Annotated in this window: 13 protein-coding genes and 1 other RNA gene; 11 read left to right on the forward strand and 3 right to left on the reverse strand. The window is 72.3% G+C overall.

Features of this window, described 5'->3' with window-relative positions:
• The first annotated feature begins 53 nt into the window (after positions 1 to 53).
• Positions 54 to 442, forward strand: a transfer-messenger RNA (tmRNA) gene (ssrA, locus tag ACFZDE_RS05125).
• A gap of 46 nt (positions 443 to 488) precedes the next feature.
• Here ssrA and ACFZDE_RS05130 read toward each other — a convergent pair.
• From ACFZDE_RS05130 to ACFZDE_RS05140, 3 genes are all read right to left on the reverse strand, one after another.
• Positions 489 to 1,496 carry a substrate-binding domain-containing protein gene (locus tag ACFZDE_RS05130; RefSeq protein ID WP_391003026.1) on the reverse strand — a complete coding sequence of 336 codons (1,008 nt, stop codon included), beginning with the start codon at positions 1,494 to 1,496 and terminating at the stop codon, positions 489 to 491.
• The gene (yicI, locus tag ACFZDE_RS05135) at positions 1,496 to 3,745 is read right to left on the reverse strand and encodes an alpha-xylosidase (RefSeq protein ID WP_391197572.1); all 2,250 of its coding nucleotides are present in this window, start codon (positions 3,743 to 3,745) and stop codon (positions 1,496 to 1,498) included. The genes ACFZDE_RS05130 and yicI overlap by 1 nt, the downstream gene beginning before the upstream one ends.
• A gap of 107 nt (positions 3,746 to 3,852) precedes the next feature.
• Positions 3,853 to 5,163, reverse strand: coding sequence for an MFS transporter (locus ACFZDE_RS05140; protein WP_391197574.1), 1,311 nt, complete (start codon positions 5,161 to 5,163; stop codon positions 3,853 to 3,855).
• A gap of 147 nt (positions 5,164 to 5,310) precedes the next feature.
• On the opposite strand from ACFZDE_RS05140, the gene ACFZDE_RS05145 reads away from it, so the two are divergent.
• The 10 genes from ACFZDE_RS05145 to ACFZDE_RS05190 all read left to right on the forward strand — a co-directional run bounded on the left by ACFZDE_RS05145 (position 5,311) and on the right by ACFZDE_RS05190 (position 17,212).
• Positions 5,311 to 5,556: a hypothetical protein gene (locus ACFZDE_RS05145; RefSeq protein ID WP_391003035.1), complete on the forward strand. Its 246-nt coding sequence runs from the start codon at positions 5,311 to 5,313 to the stop codon at positions 5,554 to 5,556.
• Between the two features lie 12 nt (positions 5,557 to 5,568).
• Entirely contained in the window at positions 5,569 to 6,405 is an 837-nt protein-coding gene (locus tag ACFZDE_RS05150; protein ID WP_391197577.1) for a hypothetical protein, read from the forward strand.
• A 121-nt stretch (positions 6,406 to 6,526) separates the two neighbouring features.
• Positions 6,527 to 7,492, forward strand: a complete 966-nt coding sequence (locus ACFZDE_RS05155) for a LysR family transcriptional regulator (protein ID WP_391197579.1) — start codon at positions 6,527 to 6,529, stop codon at positions 7,490 to 7,492.
• A 172-nt stretch (positions 7,493 to 7,664) separates the two neighbouring features.
• Complete coding sequence (locus ACFZDE_RS05160) at positions 7,665 to 8,672, forward strand: hypothetical protein (RefSeq protein WP_391198882.1); 1,008 nt, start codon at positions 7,665 to 7,667, stop codon at positions 8,670 to 8,672.
• Between the two features lie 421 nt (positions 8,673 to 9,093).
• Complete coding sequence (locus ACFZDE_RS05165) at positions 9,094 to 11,283, forward strand: glycosyltransferase (RefSeq protein WP_391003042.1); 2,190 nt, start codon at positions 9,094 to 9,096, stop codon at positions 11,281 to 11,283.
• On the forward strand, positions 11,280 to 12,482 hold the full coding sequence (locus tag ACFZDE_RS05170; RefSeq protein WP_391197582.1) for an acyltransferase family protein: 1,203 nt from the start codon (positions 11,280 to 11,282) through the stop codon (positions 12,480 to 12,482). The genes ACFZDE_RS05165 and ACFZDE_RS05170 overlap by 4 nt, the downstream gene beginning before the upstream one ends.
• Positions 12,483 to 12,603: 121 nt before the next feature.
• Positions 12,604 to 13,536 (forward strand): hypothetical protein, encoded by a 933-nt coding sequence (locus ACFZDE_RS05175; RefSeq protein ID WP_391197584.1) that lies wholly within the window; start codon positions 12,604 to 12,606, stop codon positions 13,534 to 13,536.
• A 162-nt stretch (positions 13,537 to 13,698) separates the two neighbouring features.
• Complete coding sequence (locus tag ACFZDE_RS05180; RefSeq protein ID WP_391003048.1) at positions 13,699 to 15,084, forward strand: NarK family nitrate/nitrite MFS transporter; 1,386 nt, start codon at positions 13,699 to 13,701, stop codon at positions 15,082 to 15,084.
• Positions 15,085 to 15,278: 194 nt separating this feature from the next.
• On the forward strand, positions 15,279 to 16,430 hold the full coding sequence (locus ACFZDE_RS05185) for a uroporphyrinogen-III synthase (RefSeq protein WP_391003050.1): 1,152 nt from the start codon (positions 15,279 to 15,281) through the stop codon (positions 16,428 to 16,430).
• A 188-nt stretch (positions 16,431 to 16,618) separates the two neighbouring features.
• Positions 16,619 to 17,212 carry an ABATE domain-containing protein gene (locus ACFZDE_RS05190; protein ID WP_391197586.1) on the forward strand — a complete coding sequence of 198 codons (594 nt, stop codon included), beginning with the start codon at positions 16,619 to 16,621 and terminating at the stop codon, positions 17,210 to 17,212.
• The last annotated feature ends 223 nt before the right edge of the window (positions 17,213 to 17,435 follow it).

Raw genomic sequence — 17,435 nt, forward strand, 5'->3', positions numbered from 1 at the left:
TGCACCCCACAGCGGGTGCGCGCCCCTCTCCGGAGGGATTGTCAACACAACATGGGGATGATCGGTTTCGACAGCGGCTGTCGAAGCAGGGGAAGCGTGTCGAGGAAGCGGCAATGATCTCGTAAACCATATGTCGCAAAAAATAATCGCCAATACCAAGCGCGATTCCCAGACCTTCGCTCTCGCTGCCTGATAAGCAGTGACTGAAGGTCCCTAAATGGGTGTCAGCCCGGGAGTGTTCCCGGCCCGGATCCTGGCATAATCTAGGGAACTAAACCATCGAGCCCGGTCACGGGGCTCGCTGGGAAACCAAACAGTGACTGGGCCCGTCGGCGACTTGTTCGCGTGATCGCCGGGGCCGAGAAAATCGCAGCGAACTGCACACGGAGAAGCCCTGGTTCCGCACCGTTGGACGCGGGTTCGATTCCCGCCATCTCCACTCATCCCATGTGGGCAAAGGCCCCGTCGCTTCTGCGGCGGGGCTTTTGTCATGCGGTCCGGCGTGAGGTACTCGCCCGCTTCGTCAGCCGGGGCGGAAGCAGCGTCGTCTGCGGTACGGGGGCGCCGTGCAGCTTTCGTATCAGGAGGTCCACGGCCCGAGCGCCCAGCTCGTCGGCCGGCAGCGACACCGAGGTGACCGGGACGCGGGGCGTCGTCGCCAGGTCGTCGGGGCAGACCGCCATGACGGAGAGATCGGCGGGGACGCGCAGGCCGAGCTGCTCGAAGGCGGTGATCAAGGGGGCCAGCAGGGGTTCGTTGTGGACGACCACGGCGGTGAGGGCCGGGTGGTCGTGGAGCAGCCGTTCGGCGAGCCGTGGCGCCGTGGCGGGGTCGGGGTCGCCCGGGTGGACGGACGAGGCCAGGCCGTGACGGACGGCGGCCGTGGTGAAGCCGTGCATGAGGTGGTGGGCGTAGGCCGTCTCGCGCAGGTAGACCTCCGGGGGCGAACCGACCAGCGCGACGGTGCGGTGGCCCAGGTCCGCCAGGTGGTCCACGCAGGCCTCGCCCACCGCCCGGAAGTCGAGGTCGACGCAGGTCAGGCCGGAGCTGTGCGCCGGGACGCCGATCAGGACCGACGGGCGGGCCTCGGAGCGGAGCCGGGGCAGGCGGGGGTCGTGGAGTTCGACGTCCGTCAGCAGCAGCCCGTCCACCGAGGCCGTGTGCACCGCGCGGTGCAGGCCCTCCTCGGCCTCCTCCTGGGTGAGGAGCAGGACGTCGTGGTCGTGGGCCTTGGCCGTCGTCACCACCGACACCGCCAGCCGCATCACCACCGGGGCGTGCACGCCGGGGCGGAGCGGCGCCGCCAGGGCCAGGACGTGCGGCAGGCCGCCGGCCGGGGCACGGCTGCCCGGGTGGGGACGGTAGCCCAGGTCGCGGGCGGCCGCCTCGACGCGGCGCCGGGTCTCGTCCGAGATCGGGCGCTTGCCGCTCAGTGCGTAGGAGACGGTGCTGGGGGAGACCCCGGCCCGGCGCGCCACGTCCGTGATCCTGACCATCAGCCGAGGTCCAGCGTGAGCAGGGCCGTGCCGGGCGTGGCCCGCACCTCGCGGTCGCCGGCGGCCAGGCCCCAGGCCGCCGCCGGTGCGGTGCACGTCGCCCGCAGGGTATTCCCCTCGCGGGCGACCGTGAAGGTCACGTCCCCGACCGGCACCGTCACCTCGTCGCCGGGCCGCGACTCGTACGCCCGCAGCGTCACCCCGTCGGCGTGGTCGTAGTCCGGGCGGTCCTCGCGCGCGCCGACCGGGAGCACCGCGCCGGGCCGGACCAGCAGCGGCGCGCTCAGGAAGCCGTGCCGCTCACGCACCCAGCGCGGGCCGGTCACCGTCTCGCCGGTCGTGAAGTGCGTCCAGGTGCCCTCGGGGACGTAGTACGTGATGTCGCCCTCGTCGCTGAAGACCGGGGCGACCAGCAGGTCCGGGCCGAGCATGTACTGCCGTTCCAGGTGCGCGCACCCCGGGTCGTCCGGGAACTCCAGCACCATCGCGCGCATCAGGGGCAGGCCCTCGGTGTGCGCCGTGCGGGCCGTCTCGTACAGGTAGGGCATGAGGCGCAGCTTCAGCCGGGTGAAGTGGCGGGCCACGTCGACCGCCTCCTCGTCGAACTGCCAGGGCACCCGGTAGGAGTCGCTGCCGTGCAGGCGGCTGTGCGAGGACAGCAGCCCGAAGGCCAGCCAGCGCTTGAACAGGGCGGGGGTCGGGGTGCCCTCGAAACCGCCGATGTCATGGCTCCAGAAGCCGAAGCCCGACAGGCCGAGGGACAGTCCGCCGCGCAGTGACTCCGCCATCGACTCGTACGTCGCCTCGCAGTCGCCGCCCCAGTGCACGGGGAACTGCTGGCTCCCCGCCGTCGCCGACCGTGCGAAGACCACGGCCTCCTGCTCGCCGCGGTGCTTGCGCAGCACCTCGAAGACCGTGCGGTTGTACAGGTACGTGTAGTGGTTGTGCATCCGCTCCGGGTCCGAGTCGTCGGACCAGACCACGTCGAGAGGCACCCGTTCGCCGAAGTCGGTCTTGAAGCAGTCGACGCCCTGCGCGAGCAGCTCCTCCAGCTTGGCGGCGTACCAGTCGCGGGCGGCCGGGGAGGTGAAGTCGACCAGGGCCATCCCCGGCTGCCACATGTCCCACTGCCAGACCGAGCCGTCCGGGCGCCTCAGCAGGTGCCCGAGCGCCTTGCCCTCGGCGAACAGCGGGGAGCGCTGGGCGATGTACGGATTGATCCAGACGGAGACGTGCAGGTCACGGGCTTTGAGGCGGGCCAGCATGCCCTCCGGGTCGGGGAAGACGCGGGAGTCCCAACGGAAGTCGCACCAGTGGTGCTCGCGCATCCAGAAGCAGTCGAAGTGGAAGACCGACAGCGGCAGTTCACGCTCCCGCATGCCGTCGACGAAGGAGGTCACCGTCTCCTCGTCGTACGGGGTGGTGAACGACGTCGACAGCCACAGGCCGAACGACCAGGCGGGCGGCAGGGCCGGGCGGCCGGTCAGGGCCGTGTACCGGCGCAGGATGTCCTTCGGCGTCGGGCCGTGGATGACGTAGTACGTCAGCTCCTGGGTCTGCGCGCTGAACTGCACCCGGGAGACCACCTCCGAGGCGACCTCGAAGGACACCCGGCCCGGATGGTCGACGAAGACGCCGTAGCCCGCGTCCGTGAGGAAGAACGGCACGTTCTTGTAGGCCTGTTCGCTGCACGTGCCGCCGTCGGACTGCCAGATGTCGACGACCTGCCCGTTCTTCACCAGCGGGCCGAAGCGCTCACCGAGGCCGTAGACGGACGTGCCGACGTTGAGGACCAGCTGTTCGCGCAGGTGGTGGGCGCCGGAGGGGTCCGTCATGAGGCCCGCGTTGCGGTGGCCGCTGCTGGTGAGCGTGCGGCCGTGCGCGCGGAACTCGACGTGCCAGGGGCCGCCCCGGGCGAACCGGACCGACAGGTCACCGGAGGTCAGGGTCGCGTGCTCGTCGTCGTACGCGATCTCCGCTGCGGTGTCCGACGCCGTGAGCTCGAACGCGGGGCCGCGGGGCTCGCCGCCGGTGAAGTGCGTCAGGGTCAGGCCGATGACACCGGGCATGGGGCTGTGCGCCCTGACGGTGAGGACCGGGCCGGTCATCAGGTCGCCGCGGGAGCGGATGGGCCGGGTCGGGGCGTGGATCTCCAGGGCGCCGTCCGACTCGGTGACGTCGAGGGCCTCCGCCGGATGGGCCGCGGTGACGCCCTCGCGCAGGAGCCAGTAGCCGTCGGTGAACTTCATGTGGGGGGCTCCTACTCTCCCGGCGCGCGACGACCCGCCGCACGACCACACGCCGCATAACGTCGAAGCGCTTCGACGATCGAACGTATGCGGGGTGCGCGAGCCCGTCAATGGGGTGCGAGACACTCGGCGAAGCGATTCGAAGGGCTGTGCCGGGACAGCGCCAGGGCCGCGACCGCCGCCGTCACCGGCACCAGATATCCGGCAGCCGGTGAGAAGTGCTCGACCGTCCAGCCGCCGACCGCGCTGCCGCAGGCGATGCCGCCGAGCAGGCCGGTCACCGCGAGGGTCATGCCCTCGTTCAGCCGGCCCTCGGGGGTGCGCTCCTGAACCAGCGTCATGGTGGTCACCATTGTCGGGGCCGTCGCCATCCCGGCGACCAGCAGCGCGCCCGCCAGCAGCAGGAGCGAACCGGTGAGGGCCGCGGCCAGCAACGGCAGGGTCAGCAGCGCGGCCATCGCCGCCACGCACCAGGGCAGCCGGGCCGCGGCCGGTCCGGCCGGCTTCACGGCGCCGTACAGCAGACCCGCCCCGCACGAGCCCGCCGCTTGGAGCGCGAGCACGATTCCGGCCACCGACTGCCGCCCCTGCGCGTCGGCGAACGCCAGGGTGACGACCTCCGTCGCGCCGAAGACACCGCCCATCGCCAGGCAGACCGCGAGCAACGCAGGCATGCCGGGGGCGCGCAGCGGAGCCCTTCCCGGGACGTGCGCGCGGACCGGGGGTTCCGTCGCGCGCCGGCTGGTGAACAAGGCCATGCCGGTCAGCAGCAGCGCCGCGCCCACCAGGGTGCCCGCCTCGGGGAAGTACGTCGCGCACAGGAAGGCCGCGAGCACCGGGCCCAGCATGAAGCACAGTTCGTCCGCCGCCTGCTCGAAGGAGTTGGCGGTGTGCAGTGCCTTCTCGTCGCCGGCCAGCAGATGTGCCCAGCGGGCCCGGGACATGCCGCCGGTGTTGGGGGTCGTGGCGGTGGCGGCGTAGGAGGCGAACAGGGTCCAGCCGGGGGCGTCGTGGCGCACGCACAGCAGCAGGGAGAGGGAGCCGAGGACGGCGATCACCGTGGCGGGCAGGGCCACCCGCGCCTGGCCGTGCCGGTCGACGAGCCGGGCGGTGAACGGCGCGACCAGGGCGGTCGCGGCGAGTCCCGTCGCCGTGACGGCACCGGCGAGGGCGTAGGAACCCCGCGTCCCGGCGATCATCATGACCGCGCTGACGCTGAACATGCCCATCGGCAGGCGGGCGAGCAGGTTCCCGGCGGTGAACGCGCGGGCACCCGGGATGCGGAACAGGCGGAGGTACGGGGCGAGTTGCGGCATGCGCCCACCGTCACCCGGGGGCGACCGGGCGGTCCAACACCTGTTCCGCGCGCACTCACGCACCCGGGTTGTGAATCGCGCGGGTGCGGCCGAAAGGGTCATGGCGGGAAAGATTCGCTCCCTGTTCTTCATACAGGGATATTGAGATTCCTAATGCTCCTCATGGTGCATGGAAAAGATGTTCATTCGGGAAAATCCTTCACTCGTTTGCCGCGCATCCGCCGAAGTGGGGCGACGGTTAGTCGGTACATGACCGAGGCGACCAGGAAAGACGGCTGGGCGGTAACGCTCGGCCCGTACACCTACATTCCCGCTCCAGCGCACTCGTCGGCGACCGTCAACGGGACGCTCACCAGAGGGGGTTGCCCGGTCACGCTGCGGGTCACGGAGCCGGTTCTGCGCGATTTCATCGATGCCATGGGCGCGCTGGAAAAGGATCTCGCACGACGCTGGATCAGTGCGACGGATTGGCCCGCTTTCGCGCTCGCGGAATAGTCGGGGCGCGGCATGTACGACAAAGTAGAGGGAACCGGCCGGCACCGGGCTCCGGCCCGGGATTTCATCACCCCACTGACCCCGCCGGACCCGACCTGGGACCCTGCCGAGGAGCTGGCGTTCATCCTCGAGGAGGCCCTCGGGGAGCAGGCGGCGAGGATCCCCGGCCCCCGCGACGAGGACCGGGCTCCGGCCCCGGCCCCGGACCCGGCACCCGCCCCCGCCGCGGGCACCCACATGCGGCGGCTCCAGGACATCACCGAGGAACTCCCGCCGGTGCGGGACGTCCCCCGGCGGCACCGCAAGGTCCGTACCCGCAAGGCCCCGGGCGTGCTGCGCACCACCAGCTTCCTCGTCGCCGCGCTCGCCGCCGTCATCGGCCTGGCGGTGAGCCTCCTGAGCGGCATGGTCGCCTACGACCCCCTCCGCCTGGTCGCCGTGTCCCCCGCGGCGCGTGGCCTGCGCCACTGGTGGCCCCTGCTGGTGTACGGGCCCTGGCTGGTGGGTTCGCTGTCCGTCCTGCGGGCCGCGCTGCACCAGCGCCGTGCCGTGCACTCCTGGTGCGTGGTCCTGGTCTTCTCCTCCATCGCCGTCCTGCTCTGCGTCGTCCAGGCACCCCGGACCGTCCTCGGCACCGCGGCCGCCGCCCTGCCCGGCCTCGCCGCCCTGGCCTGCTTCCAGCAGGTCGTCCGCCAGATCACGCTGACCAGGCCGCCGATGAGGTCGGCGCCCCGGCACCGGGTGGGGCAGGCCGCGTCTGCCCCGCTCCGGAAGGGGGCGGAGGGCGCACAGGCACCCTCGCTCCGGACGGGCGAGGCCGACACGGGCGGGAAGACCCCCGGCCCTTGAGGCCGTTGAGCTTCGTCCGCCGAAGCGCCGAAGCGCCGAAGCGCCGAAGCGCCGATCCGCAGATCCACCGATCCACCGATCCGCTGATCCCCGGCGGCCCCGGCCGCTGTAGGTTCACCGCATGGCCGCTCATCTCGACCCCCGCCTGCTGCGCGGTTTCGTCACCGTGGCCGAGGAGCTGCACTTCACACGGGCGGCGATGCGGTTGCACGTGGCCCAGCAGGCGCTCAGCCGGGACGTGCGGCGGCTGGAGAGGGAGCTGGGGACCGAGCTGTTCGTGCGGACCACCCGGCAGGTGACGCTCACCCCGGACGGGGAACGGCTGCTGCCGCACGCCCGCCGGGTGCTGCACGCCCAGGACGAGCTGCTCGCCGCCTTCCACCAGGCCCGGCCGCTGCTGGTCGACCTCAACTCCCCGGGCCTGGAGACACCCCGCCGGGTGCTGCACGCGGCGCGGGAACTCGCCCCTCACCACGAGCTGATGGCCCGCTACGAGAGCGGCCTGACCGGAGCCGCCGGTGAACTGCTGGCCGGCCGGCTGGACGCGTCGTTCGGACGGTTCGCCGGGCTGGATCCGGCGCTGCGGGCCGGGCTCGACCACCAGCCCGTGCGGCTGGAGCCGATGGCGGTCGTCCTCCCCGAGGACCACCGGCTGGCCGCGTGGGACTCCGTGCCGCTCGCCGAGCTGGCCGGCGAGCGCGTCTACGCGGGCGCCGGCAACCCGCGCACCCCGGAGTGGACCGGCCTCGCTCGGCTGCTCTTCGAGGGCCGGGGCATCGAAATCGCGCCACCCGCTCCACTGGCCGTAGGAGTGGAGGAGGTGCAGCGGATCATGGCCAGAACGCGCAACCCGATCCTGACCGTCGTGGGCTCCCCGGCGCTTGCGTCAACCGTGCTACGGCCCCTGGTCGACCCCGTTCCCCTGTCCCCCCTTTCGCTGGTGTGGCGCAGGGGTCTGACCCACCCGGCGCTCGACGCCCTGCGCCGGGCCGCAGCCCTCCTGTCTGCGCAAACGCGGTGGTTGCACCGACCCGCGGGGGCCTGGACACCGGCCGGAGACGATGTCTTCATGGCGTCTCACGGCTGACACGATTCGACACGGCGCCCACACACAACCTCCGCGTGCGCTACATTCGACCCCTGAGCACGTTGTGGTACGAGGGGGCGTTCGGACGGGTGGGGGCCTGGTCCGACGGCGGGTGCTCAGGTCGTCAAGCGCACCTGAACCATCCCGTGGGGGGAAGTGCGTGCGCGTGAAAATGTGGCGAGAAGACGCCCAACCCGAGTGGCCCGAGGCCGCTACGGCTACCGGAGAGCTCCCGTCGGACGGCAGAGCCCGGGACAGCAGAGCGACGCAGGTCTTCCCTGGCCGTGACGCCCGGCCGACCGGCCACGGACTGCCCGCCGGGACGGAGATCCTGGCCGGCATTCCCCGGCAGAGCGACGGCGAGGCCGAAGGGGGCCGGACCGCGGTCCGCGACCCCTGGCAGGAGCCGGAGGAGCCCGGCCCGTCCGGGCCTCCGGACCCCGACGCGGACGGGCAGACCCACGATCCGCACGAGGTCACGGTCCAGCTCGACGCCGTGGCGCTCGGGGAGGGCTTCCTGCGGCAGGTGAAGGAGGTTCCGGGTGCCGACGCCGCCGCCGACCGGCCCGTCTTCGTCGACGAGTCCGGCCGCCGCAGCCGCCGCTACCGCCGCATCGGCATGGCCGTCGCCCTCGCCTGTGGGGTCTACGCCGTCGTCATCGTCGCCACGCTGCTGTCGGGCAACTCCAACGCCCCCTGGCTGCCCGTGCCGGCCAAGGACGACAACCCGCCGGCCGGGCAGGTCGACAGCCCGCCGCTGACCGCCGAGTCGGCGCCGCCCGGAGAGGCCGGGGACACCGGCGTCACCACGCCGGGCAGCATTCCGGCGACCGGCGGGGCCACGGCATCGGCGCCGGACACCGGCGCCGCCGAGCCCGGTGCCACCGCCGGCTCCGACCGTCCCGGCGCGTCCGCCAAGCCCTCGCCGAGCGCGACCCGGTCCGCCCCGGCGCCGGGCGGCAAGGCCACGGACCCGGCCCCGTCCGAACCGGCGGACCCGCCGAGCACGCCGCCCGCCGACCCGACACCGACGGGCGAGCCCTCGGCCGCGCCCACGGAGACGACGGGCACGGGCGGCGGTGACGACGGTGGCACGGTCGCGGAAGGTCCGGCCGAGCCACAGCCCGTCGCGGAGGGCCCTGCCGAACCACAGCCCGCCGAGACACCGGCCGCGGCTTAGGCACCGGCCGCGGCTGGAAGCGCCGCCGTCCGGACCGCGTCGCCGCCTGAACCGCGTCGCTCCCGGATACGCGCCGCGAAGCGGCGCCCGTCACACCGGGCGCCGCACCGGGGCCGGCCGGCGGGGTGTCACAGCACAGCCGTTCCGATGCCTCTTCGGTCGGGCGTCACTCGACCGCCCGCTCGACAGGGCGCGGCAGCACGGCCCACCCGGCCGGCACCGCGTCACCCGCCTGTTCGGCCGGACCGAGGACCACCCACCCAGCCGGCCCACCCCTTCCCACCGACCCGGTCCGCACGCCGAAGCCGGGCCTCCGGGGCGACCGCTCCCGCCCGCCCGACCCCGCGTCACCCGGGCTCCGAGAATCCGCCCGCCCGTCCCCGTATCACCCCATCCCGCACCACCCGGAGTTCCACCACCCATGGCATCCCGTACTCGTCGTTCCGGGCGCGCGTCCCGAGCCCCTGGTGGGTCCAGGCGCCGGCGCCTGCCCATGCGTCTGCTGCTGCCCCTGTTCGTGCTCGTCGCGCTGGGCGCGATGCTCATGCTGCGCGGATACGTGCACAGCGAGGTCCTCGCCGACCACCGCGTCGGACCGCCCGCCGCGAACGACCGCGTCCCCAAGGACATCCTCAAGGGCGGGCCGGTCATCGACTCCCGCAACGGGAAGGCGACCAGCCTGGACCTCCCCGACCACGAGCTGGTGCTGACCTTCGACGACGGCCCCGACCCGATGTGGACGCCCAAGGTCCTCGACGTGCTGAAGAAGCACGACGCCCACGCCGTCTTCTTCATCACCGGAACCATGGCCTCCCGCTACCCCGACCTCGTGCAGCGCATGGTCGACGAGGGCCACGAGATCGGGCTGCACACCTTCAACCACCCCGACCTGTCCCTGCAGAGCAAGAGCCGGGTCGACTGGGAGCTCTCGCAGAACCAGCTCGCCCTCGCCGGCGCGGCGGGCATCCGCACCTCGCTGTTCCGCCCGCCCTACTCGTCGTTCGCCCAGAACATGGACAACAACACCTGGCCGGTCACCGAGTACATCGGCAGCAGGGGCTACATCACCATCGTCAACGACACCGACAGCGAGGACTGGCGCAGGCCCGGGGCCGAGCAGATCATCCGCAACGCCACGCCGAAGAACGGCCACGGCGCCATCGTGCTGATGCACGACTCCGGCGGCGACCGCTCCCAGACCGTCGCCGCCCTCGACCGGTACATCTCCGGGTTGCAGGCCGAGGGCTACCGCTTCCACACCCTCACCGGCGCACTCGACGCCCCCAGCGCGCACACCCGGGTCGCCGGGCTGGAGGCGCTGAAGGGTGAGGCATGGGTGTTCCTGGTGCAGGCCTCCGAGAACGTGACCAGCGTGCTCGTGGCCGGCCTCGCCGTCGTCGGCGTGCTGGTCTTCGGGCGTCTCGGACTGATGCTGATCCTCTCCGTGGCGCACGCCCGCCGGGTGCGGCGCCGCGGCTTCAGCTGGGGCGACCCCGTCACCGAACCGGTCTCCGTCCTCGTGCCCGCCTACAACGAGGCCAAGTGCATCGAGCAGACGGTCCGTTCCCTCGTCGCCAGCGACCACCCCATCGAGGTGCTGGTCATCGACGACGGCTCCAGCGACGGCACCGCCCGCATCGTCGAGAACCTCGGCCTGCCCGGCGTACGCGTCGTCCGCCAGCTGAACGCGGGCAAGCCCGCCGCCCTCAACCGCGGCATCGCCAACGCCAAGTACGACCTGATCGTGATGATGGACGGCGACACCGTCTTCGAGCCGACCACCGTCCGCGAACTCGTCCAGCCCTTCGGCGACCCGCGCGTCGGCGCCGTCGCGGGCAACGCCAAGGTCGGCAACCGCGACTCGCTCATCGGCGCCTGGCAGCACATCGAGTACGTGATGGGCTTCAACCTCGACCGCCGCATGTACGACGTGCTGCGCTGCATGCCCACCATCCCCGGCGCGGTCGGGGCGTTCCGGCGCAGCGCGCTGGAACGCGTCGGCGGCATGAGCGACGACACGCTCGCCGAGGACACCGACATCACCATGGCCATGCACCGGGACGGCTGGCACGTGGTGTACGCCGAGAAGGCCGTCGCCTGGACCGAGGCCCCGGAGTCCGTCCAGCAGCTGTGGTCCCAGCGCTACCGCTGGTCGTACGGCACCATGCAGGCCATCTGGAAGCACCGCCGGTCCATCGTCGAGCGGGGCCCCTCGGGCCGCTTCGGCCGGGTGGGCATGCCGCTGGTCTCGATGTTCATGGTCGTGGCGCCGCTGCTGGCCCCGCTGATCGACGTGTTCCTGCTGTACGGGCTGGTCTTCGGCCCCACGGAGAAGACCATCGGCGCCTGGCTGGGCGTCCTCGCGGTGCAAGGGGTGTGCGCGGCCTACGCGTTCCACCTGGACAAGGAACGCATGACCCACCTGATCTCCCTCCCGCTCCAGCAGATCCTCTACCGCCAGCTCATGTACGTCGTGCTGCTCCAGTCCTGGATCACCGCCCTCACCGGCGGCCGGCTGCGCTGGCAGAAGCTGCGCCGCACCGGCGCGGTGGGCCTGCCCGGGGCCGGCTCCGCCGCCGCCCCGCAGATGGACGGGAGGCCGGTCGGATGACCGCCCCCGCGACGCCCGTCGCCGAGGAGGCCGCCCCGCGGGAGCCGGCCGCCGCCGTCAAGCCCGGCCGCGACCGGTACTTCGACCTGCTGCGCGCCCTCGCCCTGTTCCGTGTCGTGCTCTACCACCTGACCGGCTGGGCCTGGCTGCCGCTGGTGTTCCCGTCCATGGGTGTGATGTTCGCGCTCGCCGGGAACCTCATGGCCCGCTCGCTGAAGCGCCCGGCCGTGCAGGTGATCCGCGGCCGGATGCGGCGGCTGCTGCCCCCGCTGTGGCTGCTCGGCGCCGTCGGCGTCACCGGCATGGTCCTCCAGGGCTGGGGCCCCGACGAGGACGGGCACCCCGGCTGGTGGCTGCTCCACCTGACCTTCTGGATCGTCCCGCTCAGCGACCCGCCCTACGCGCAGGGGCTGCCCGGCGTCCACGGCTTCATCGGCGAGAACTGGGCCGCGGACCTCGCCGGACCGCTCTGGTACATCCGTGCCTACCTCTGGTACGTCCTGCTGTCCCCGGTGCTGCTGAAGGCCCTGCGCGCCGTGCCGGTCGTCACGCTCCTGGCGCCGATCGCCCTGGCCGTCGCTTTCGAGCAGGAGTGGCTCAGCCTGCCCGGCGAGCGGATCCCGTCCGCGCTCACGGACTTCTCCACCTTCGGCGCCTGCTGGATCCTCGGCATGGCCCACCAGGAGGGCATCCTGCGGCGGCTGCCGCGCTACATCGTGCCGTCCGTCGCGCCCGTCATCGCCCTGGCCGGCCTCTGGTACGCCCTGCACCACGACTTCGGCACCGGCAACGACCTGGACAGCATGCCGCTGGCCCAGGCGCTGTGGTCCTTCGGCACGGTGTTCCTGCTGCTGCACCTGAGCCCGTCCTGGTCCGAGTGGCCGAGGCGGCTGCGCCTCTTCGCGGGGACGATCACGCTGCTCAACTCCCGGGCCGTGACCATCTACCTGTGGCACAACACCTGCATCCTGATCGCCGCCACGCTCTGGGACCGGCTGTGGGGCTTCCCCCTGCTGGAGCAGAACGTGCCCGGGCTGCTGGAGAGCGTCTGGCCGGTGCTGGTCCTGGCCTGGATCCTCATCGGCGCCTGCGTCCTGGCCTTCGGCTGGGCGGAGGACCTCGCGGCCAGGCAGCGGCCGCGGCTGTGGCCGACGGGGGAGTCCCGGGCGAGAGCGCGGGGGAGCCGCAGGCGCGCCTGACGGGAGGCTGCCGCCGGACGGGCCCGGTTCCACCTGACGGGCCCCGTTCCGCCGGGCTCTTCCGGTGTGGAAAACTGCGCGGGTTGCGCTTGTGAACGAAGTGATCCGGGGGAGCGGTGGGATGAGTAAGCGGCAGATGCAGAAGATGCTGCGGCTGATGGCGAGCGGGGAGCCGGTCGAGCTGACCAGCCCGATGGCGTCCGTGAAGAAGCTCGCCCGACTGGCCTTCGTCGCCCAGCAGTTCGGCTACGAGTACGCCGACGTCCGCCAGAGCAGCGGCCGCAACGGCGCGCTCACCATGCTGATCCTGCCCGACCCGAGCCCGCAGGCCCGGGCCCGGGCGGGGCAGAACTGGGCGCGGTACCCCGACGCGGCCGACGGTGTCTCCCTGCCGCCGCTCGTGCCCGACGCCTTCGAGCTGCTCAAGGCCCGCATCAACTTCGACCTCACCGGCAAGCACGCCGAGAAGCGCATGGGGTACGGCGCCCTGGGCGTCAGCATCGGCTGTGTGGTCCTCGCCTTCCGCTTCGGCGGGCAGTCGGACGATTTCGTCGTGGCCGGTGTGATCTGGCTGCTGCTCATGGCGGTCTTCGGTATCGGCCTGGTGGTGACGCGCAAGCGGAACGCCAAGTTCGCTGCCCGGTTGCAGGCGGCGGGCTTCACGCCGGTGCAGGACGAGAACGGGCGGCTGCGGTATCTGCCGCCCGGGGCGCAGCCGCCCGGACAGGGCAACCCGTTCGCGGGCGGACCGTACGGTGGGGCCGCCCCGTCTCCCTACGGCGGCCAGCCCGCGCAGCCGCCGTACCCGGGCCAGCCCGCCGCCCCGCCTCCCTACGGCGGCCAGCCGGCCCAGCCGCCGTACCCGGGCCAGCCCGCGCCGCCTCCTTACGGCGGCCAGCCCGCTCAGCCTCCCTACCCGGGCCCGCCCGCCCCCGGCCCCTATGCCGCGCAGCCGCCGGGCCCGTACGGCCAGCCCTACCAGCAGCCCCAGCCGTACCAGCAGCCCCAGCCCCACCCCCAGCAGAACCCCCACTGGCAGCCGCCGCGGCACTGACGCGGAAACCGCCCGGAACCTCTCATCCCGCCCCTGCCCGGGGTGAGAGCGAAGTTCCCTCGCGGACACCCGCGGTGCCACAGGCAGGAAACGCGCCCTCCCTACCTTCGGGCTCAGTCACCGGAAGTACGGCCCCGAGCCCCGGAGCACAGTGGAGGCGTCATGACAGGCCCTGGTACGGCACCCGCACCCCCGAGCAGGGGCGGACGCTGGATCCGGCACTGGGATCCGGAGAACGAGACGTTCTGGAAGGAGACCGGGGAGAGGGTCGCCCGCCGGAACCTCTTCTTCTCCGTACTGTCCGAGCACATCGGTTTCTCGATCTGGACCCTGTGGTCCGTGCTGGTGCTGTTCATGGGCCCGGAGTACGGGCTGACCCCGGCCGACAAGTTCATGCTGACCTCGATGGTCACGCTGGTCGGCGCGGTCGTCCGGGTCCCCTACACCTTCGCCGTGGCGATCTTCGGCGGGCGGAACTGGACGATCATCTCCGCGGCCCTGCTGCTGATCCCGACCGTCGCCGCGTTCGCCGTGATGGAGCCGGGGACCTCCTTCTCCACGTTCCTGCTGGTCGGCCTGCTCGCCGGGGTCGGCGGCGGCAACTTCGCCTCCTCCATGACCAACATCAACGCCTTCTTCCCGCTGCGGAAGAAGGGCTGGGCCCTCGGCCTGAACGCGGGCGGCGGCAACATCGGCGTGCCGGTGGCCCAGCTGGTCGCGCTGGCGATCATCGGGGCCGGCGGGGGTCCCCGGGTGCTGCTCGGGATCTACATCCCGCTGATCGTCGTGGCCGCCGTGATGGCCGCGCTGTTCATGGACAACCTGGAGAACGTCAAGAACGACACCGGCGCCGCCAAGGACGCCGCGCGGGACGGCCACACCTGGATCATGTCCCTCCTCTACGTCGGCACGTTCGGCTCCTTCATCGGCTACAGCTTCGCCTTCGGCCAGGTGCTGCAGAGCCAGTTCGGCCGGACCCCGCTGGAGGCCGCGTACGTCACGTTCCTCGGCCCGCTGCTCGGCTCGCTGATCCGGCCCGTCGGCGGCAGGCTCGCCGACCGGTTCGGCGGTGCACGGATCAGCCTGTGGAACTACGTCGCCATGGGTGTCGCGACGGCGGTCCTGATCGGCGCCTCCATGGAGAAGTCGCTGGCGCTGTTCACCGGGGCGTTCGTGGTGCTGTTCGTGCTCAGCGGGCTCGGCAACGGCTCGACGTTCAAGATGATCCCGGGCATCTTCCAGAACAAGGCCCTGGCGCTGGGGCTGCGGGGCGAGGAGGCGGCGGCGTACGGGCGGCGGCTGTCCGGTGCCTCGATGGGCCTGATCGGCGCGGTGGGCGCGCTCGGCGGCGTGGGCATCAACCTCGCCTTCCGCCAGTCCTTCCTCTCCTACGGCTCGGGCACCGGGGCGTTCGTCGCCTTCCTCGCCTTCTACGCGGTCTGCTTCGTGGTCACCTGGGCCGTATACCTTCGCCGTACGACTCCCCGGGTACCCGCCACCACGGCGACCTCGGAGGCGAAGTCGCAGCTCAGCTACGCCGAGGTGTGACGCTGTGCTGACCCGGGGGACAGCCCCCGGACCCCCGGCCGAAGCCCGCCGCCGTCGATCCGGCGGAACACGGCATCGGTAACACTGTGGACATCAAGCCGATCCGGGCCTGTCACGAGCCGTTGACAGGCTCGATCGGCATGTAGGTACGCCGTACCCACGCAGTACGACGACTCGAGTGCGGGACGAGAGCCATGTACGAGGAAGAACAGCGACCGGACCACGGGCCCCTGGCGGGCTTCACCGTGGGTGTGACGGCCGCGCGCCGGGCCGACGAGCTCGGGGCGCTGCTCCAGCGACGCGGAGCCGCCGTCCTGCACGCCCCCGCCCTGCGGATCGTGCCGCTCGCCGACGACAGCGAGCTGCTGGCCGCGACGAAGGAGATCATCGAGCAGGTTCCGGACATCGTCGTGGCCACCACCGCGATCGGTTTCCGGGGCTGGGTCGAGGCCGCGGACGGCTGGGGGCTGGGGGAGGAGCTGCTGTCCCGGCTGGGCGGCGTACGGATCCTGGCACGCGGGCCGAAGGTCAAGGGCGCGGTGCGGGCCGCCGGGCTGACGGAGGAGTGGTCGCCGTCGTCGGAGTCCATGGCGGAGGTGCTGGACCGGCTGCTGGAGGAGGGCGTCGAGGGCTCGCGGATCGCGATCCAGCTGCACGGTGAGCCGCTGCCCGGGTTCGTGGAGGCGCTGGAGGAGGGCGGGGCCGAGGTGCTCGGGGTGCCGGTCTACCGCTGGATGCCGCCGGAGGACATCACTCCGGTCGACCGTCTGCTGGACGCGACGGTCGCCCGGTCCCTGGACGCGGTCACCTTCACCAGCGCCCCGGCCGCGGCCTCCCTCCTCTCCCGGGCGGAGGAGCGCGGACTGCTCGACGAGGTCCTGGCGGCGCTGAGCCACGACGTCCTGCCGGCCTGCGTGGGCCCGGTCACCGCCCTGCCGCTGCAGTCCCGCGGCATTGACACGATCCAGCCCGAGCGCTTCCGGCTCGGCCCGCTCGTCCAGCTCCTGTGCCAGGAACTGCCCGCGCGGGCACGCTCCTTCCCCGTCGCCGGGCACCGGGTGGAGATCCGGGGCCACGCCGTCCTGGTCGACGGCGACCTCAAGCCGGTCCCGCCCGCCGGCATGTCCCTCCTGCGCGCCCTCTCCCACCGGCCCGGCTGGGTCGTAGCCCGCGCGGACCTGCTCCGCGCCCTGCCGGGCTCCGGCCGCGACGAGCACGCCGTGGAGACGGCCATGGCCCGCCTGCGCACCTCCCTCGGCACCCCGAAGCTGATCCAGACCGTGGTCAAACGCGGCTACCGCCTGGCCCTGGACCCGAGCGCGGAGACGAAGTACGCGGACGCGTGACCGTGCCCTGGGGCTGGGCCGGATCACGACAACCGCCACCGCGCTCCCGGCCGGGGCACGGGAGCAGGCGTGTGTGAGGGGTTTCCGGCGGCGGGGCGGGCAGGCACTGTAGGAGGGAGCGGCTGCTCGGGCCTCTCGTCGGTGTTCCGCGCGGCGCGTCTCACCGAACCCTAGGCGGTGACAGGCACATGGCACTGGGTACGGCCACGGCCCCCTACGAGCTGCGCTTCGACGCCGGGCGGATCTGCCTGGACCTGCTCTCCACCACGCATCCGGAGGAACGGCTCGACTCGGTGGACGTGCTGCGTGCCTGGATCACCGGGTCCGGGCTGGTCCCGCCGGACACCGAACTGGCCCACGCCGACCCCGGCTGGCTGCCGGCCTTCCGTGAACTGCGCGGTCAGATCGACCGGTTGGTGCGCTGCCGGCCGAAACCCGGAGCGGCGGCCTACGACCTCGCCCTCGCCCGCGTCAACGAGCTGGCCGGCGCCGCGCCCCCGGCCCCGCGCGCGGTTCGCGGCGAGGGCGGCAGGCTGCTGCGGCGGCTGGACGGCCCGCCGGGCTGCGCCGCCCTGCTCGCGGCCGTGGCCCGGGACGCCGTGGACCTGCTGACCGACCCCGCCGCCCGCGCGGCGCTGCGCCAGTGCGAGGGGGACAACTGCCCCATCGTGTACCTCGACACCTCCCGGGGGCGCAGGAGGCGCTGGTGCTCCAGCGAGGTCTGCGGGAACCGCGAACGCGTCGCCCGGCACCGCCGCCGCGCCGCACTCGCCCGCGCCTAAACGGAATTGGATGGTCCGTGCACTCAATTCCCTTGTCCTAAATGCGACTTCTGCGACCTCGGCGTCGAAGTGATTTCGATTACATGCCGTTTACCTACGCCACCGTAGGGAAGGCCCGGCTCGAACGTGTCGATGTGGCGGAAATGTAAAGAACGCGGGGTTGGAATGTGACTCCATGTCCCGCTCGTCACGACATCCCGAAGAAATCTGTCGGGTCGCTTTG

The sequence above is a fragment of the Streptomyces sp. NPDC007929 genome, assembly GCF_042959065.1.
Lineage (GTDB): Bacteria > Actinomycetota > Actinomycetes > Streptomycetales > Streptomycetaceae > Streptomyces.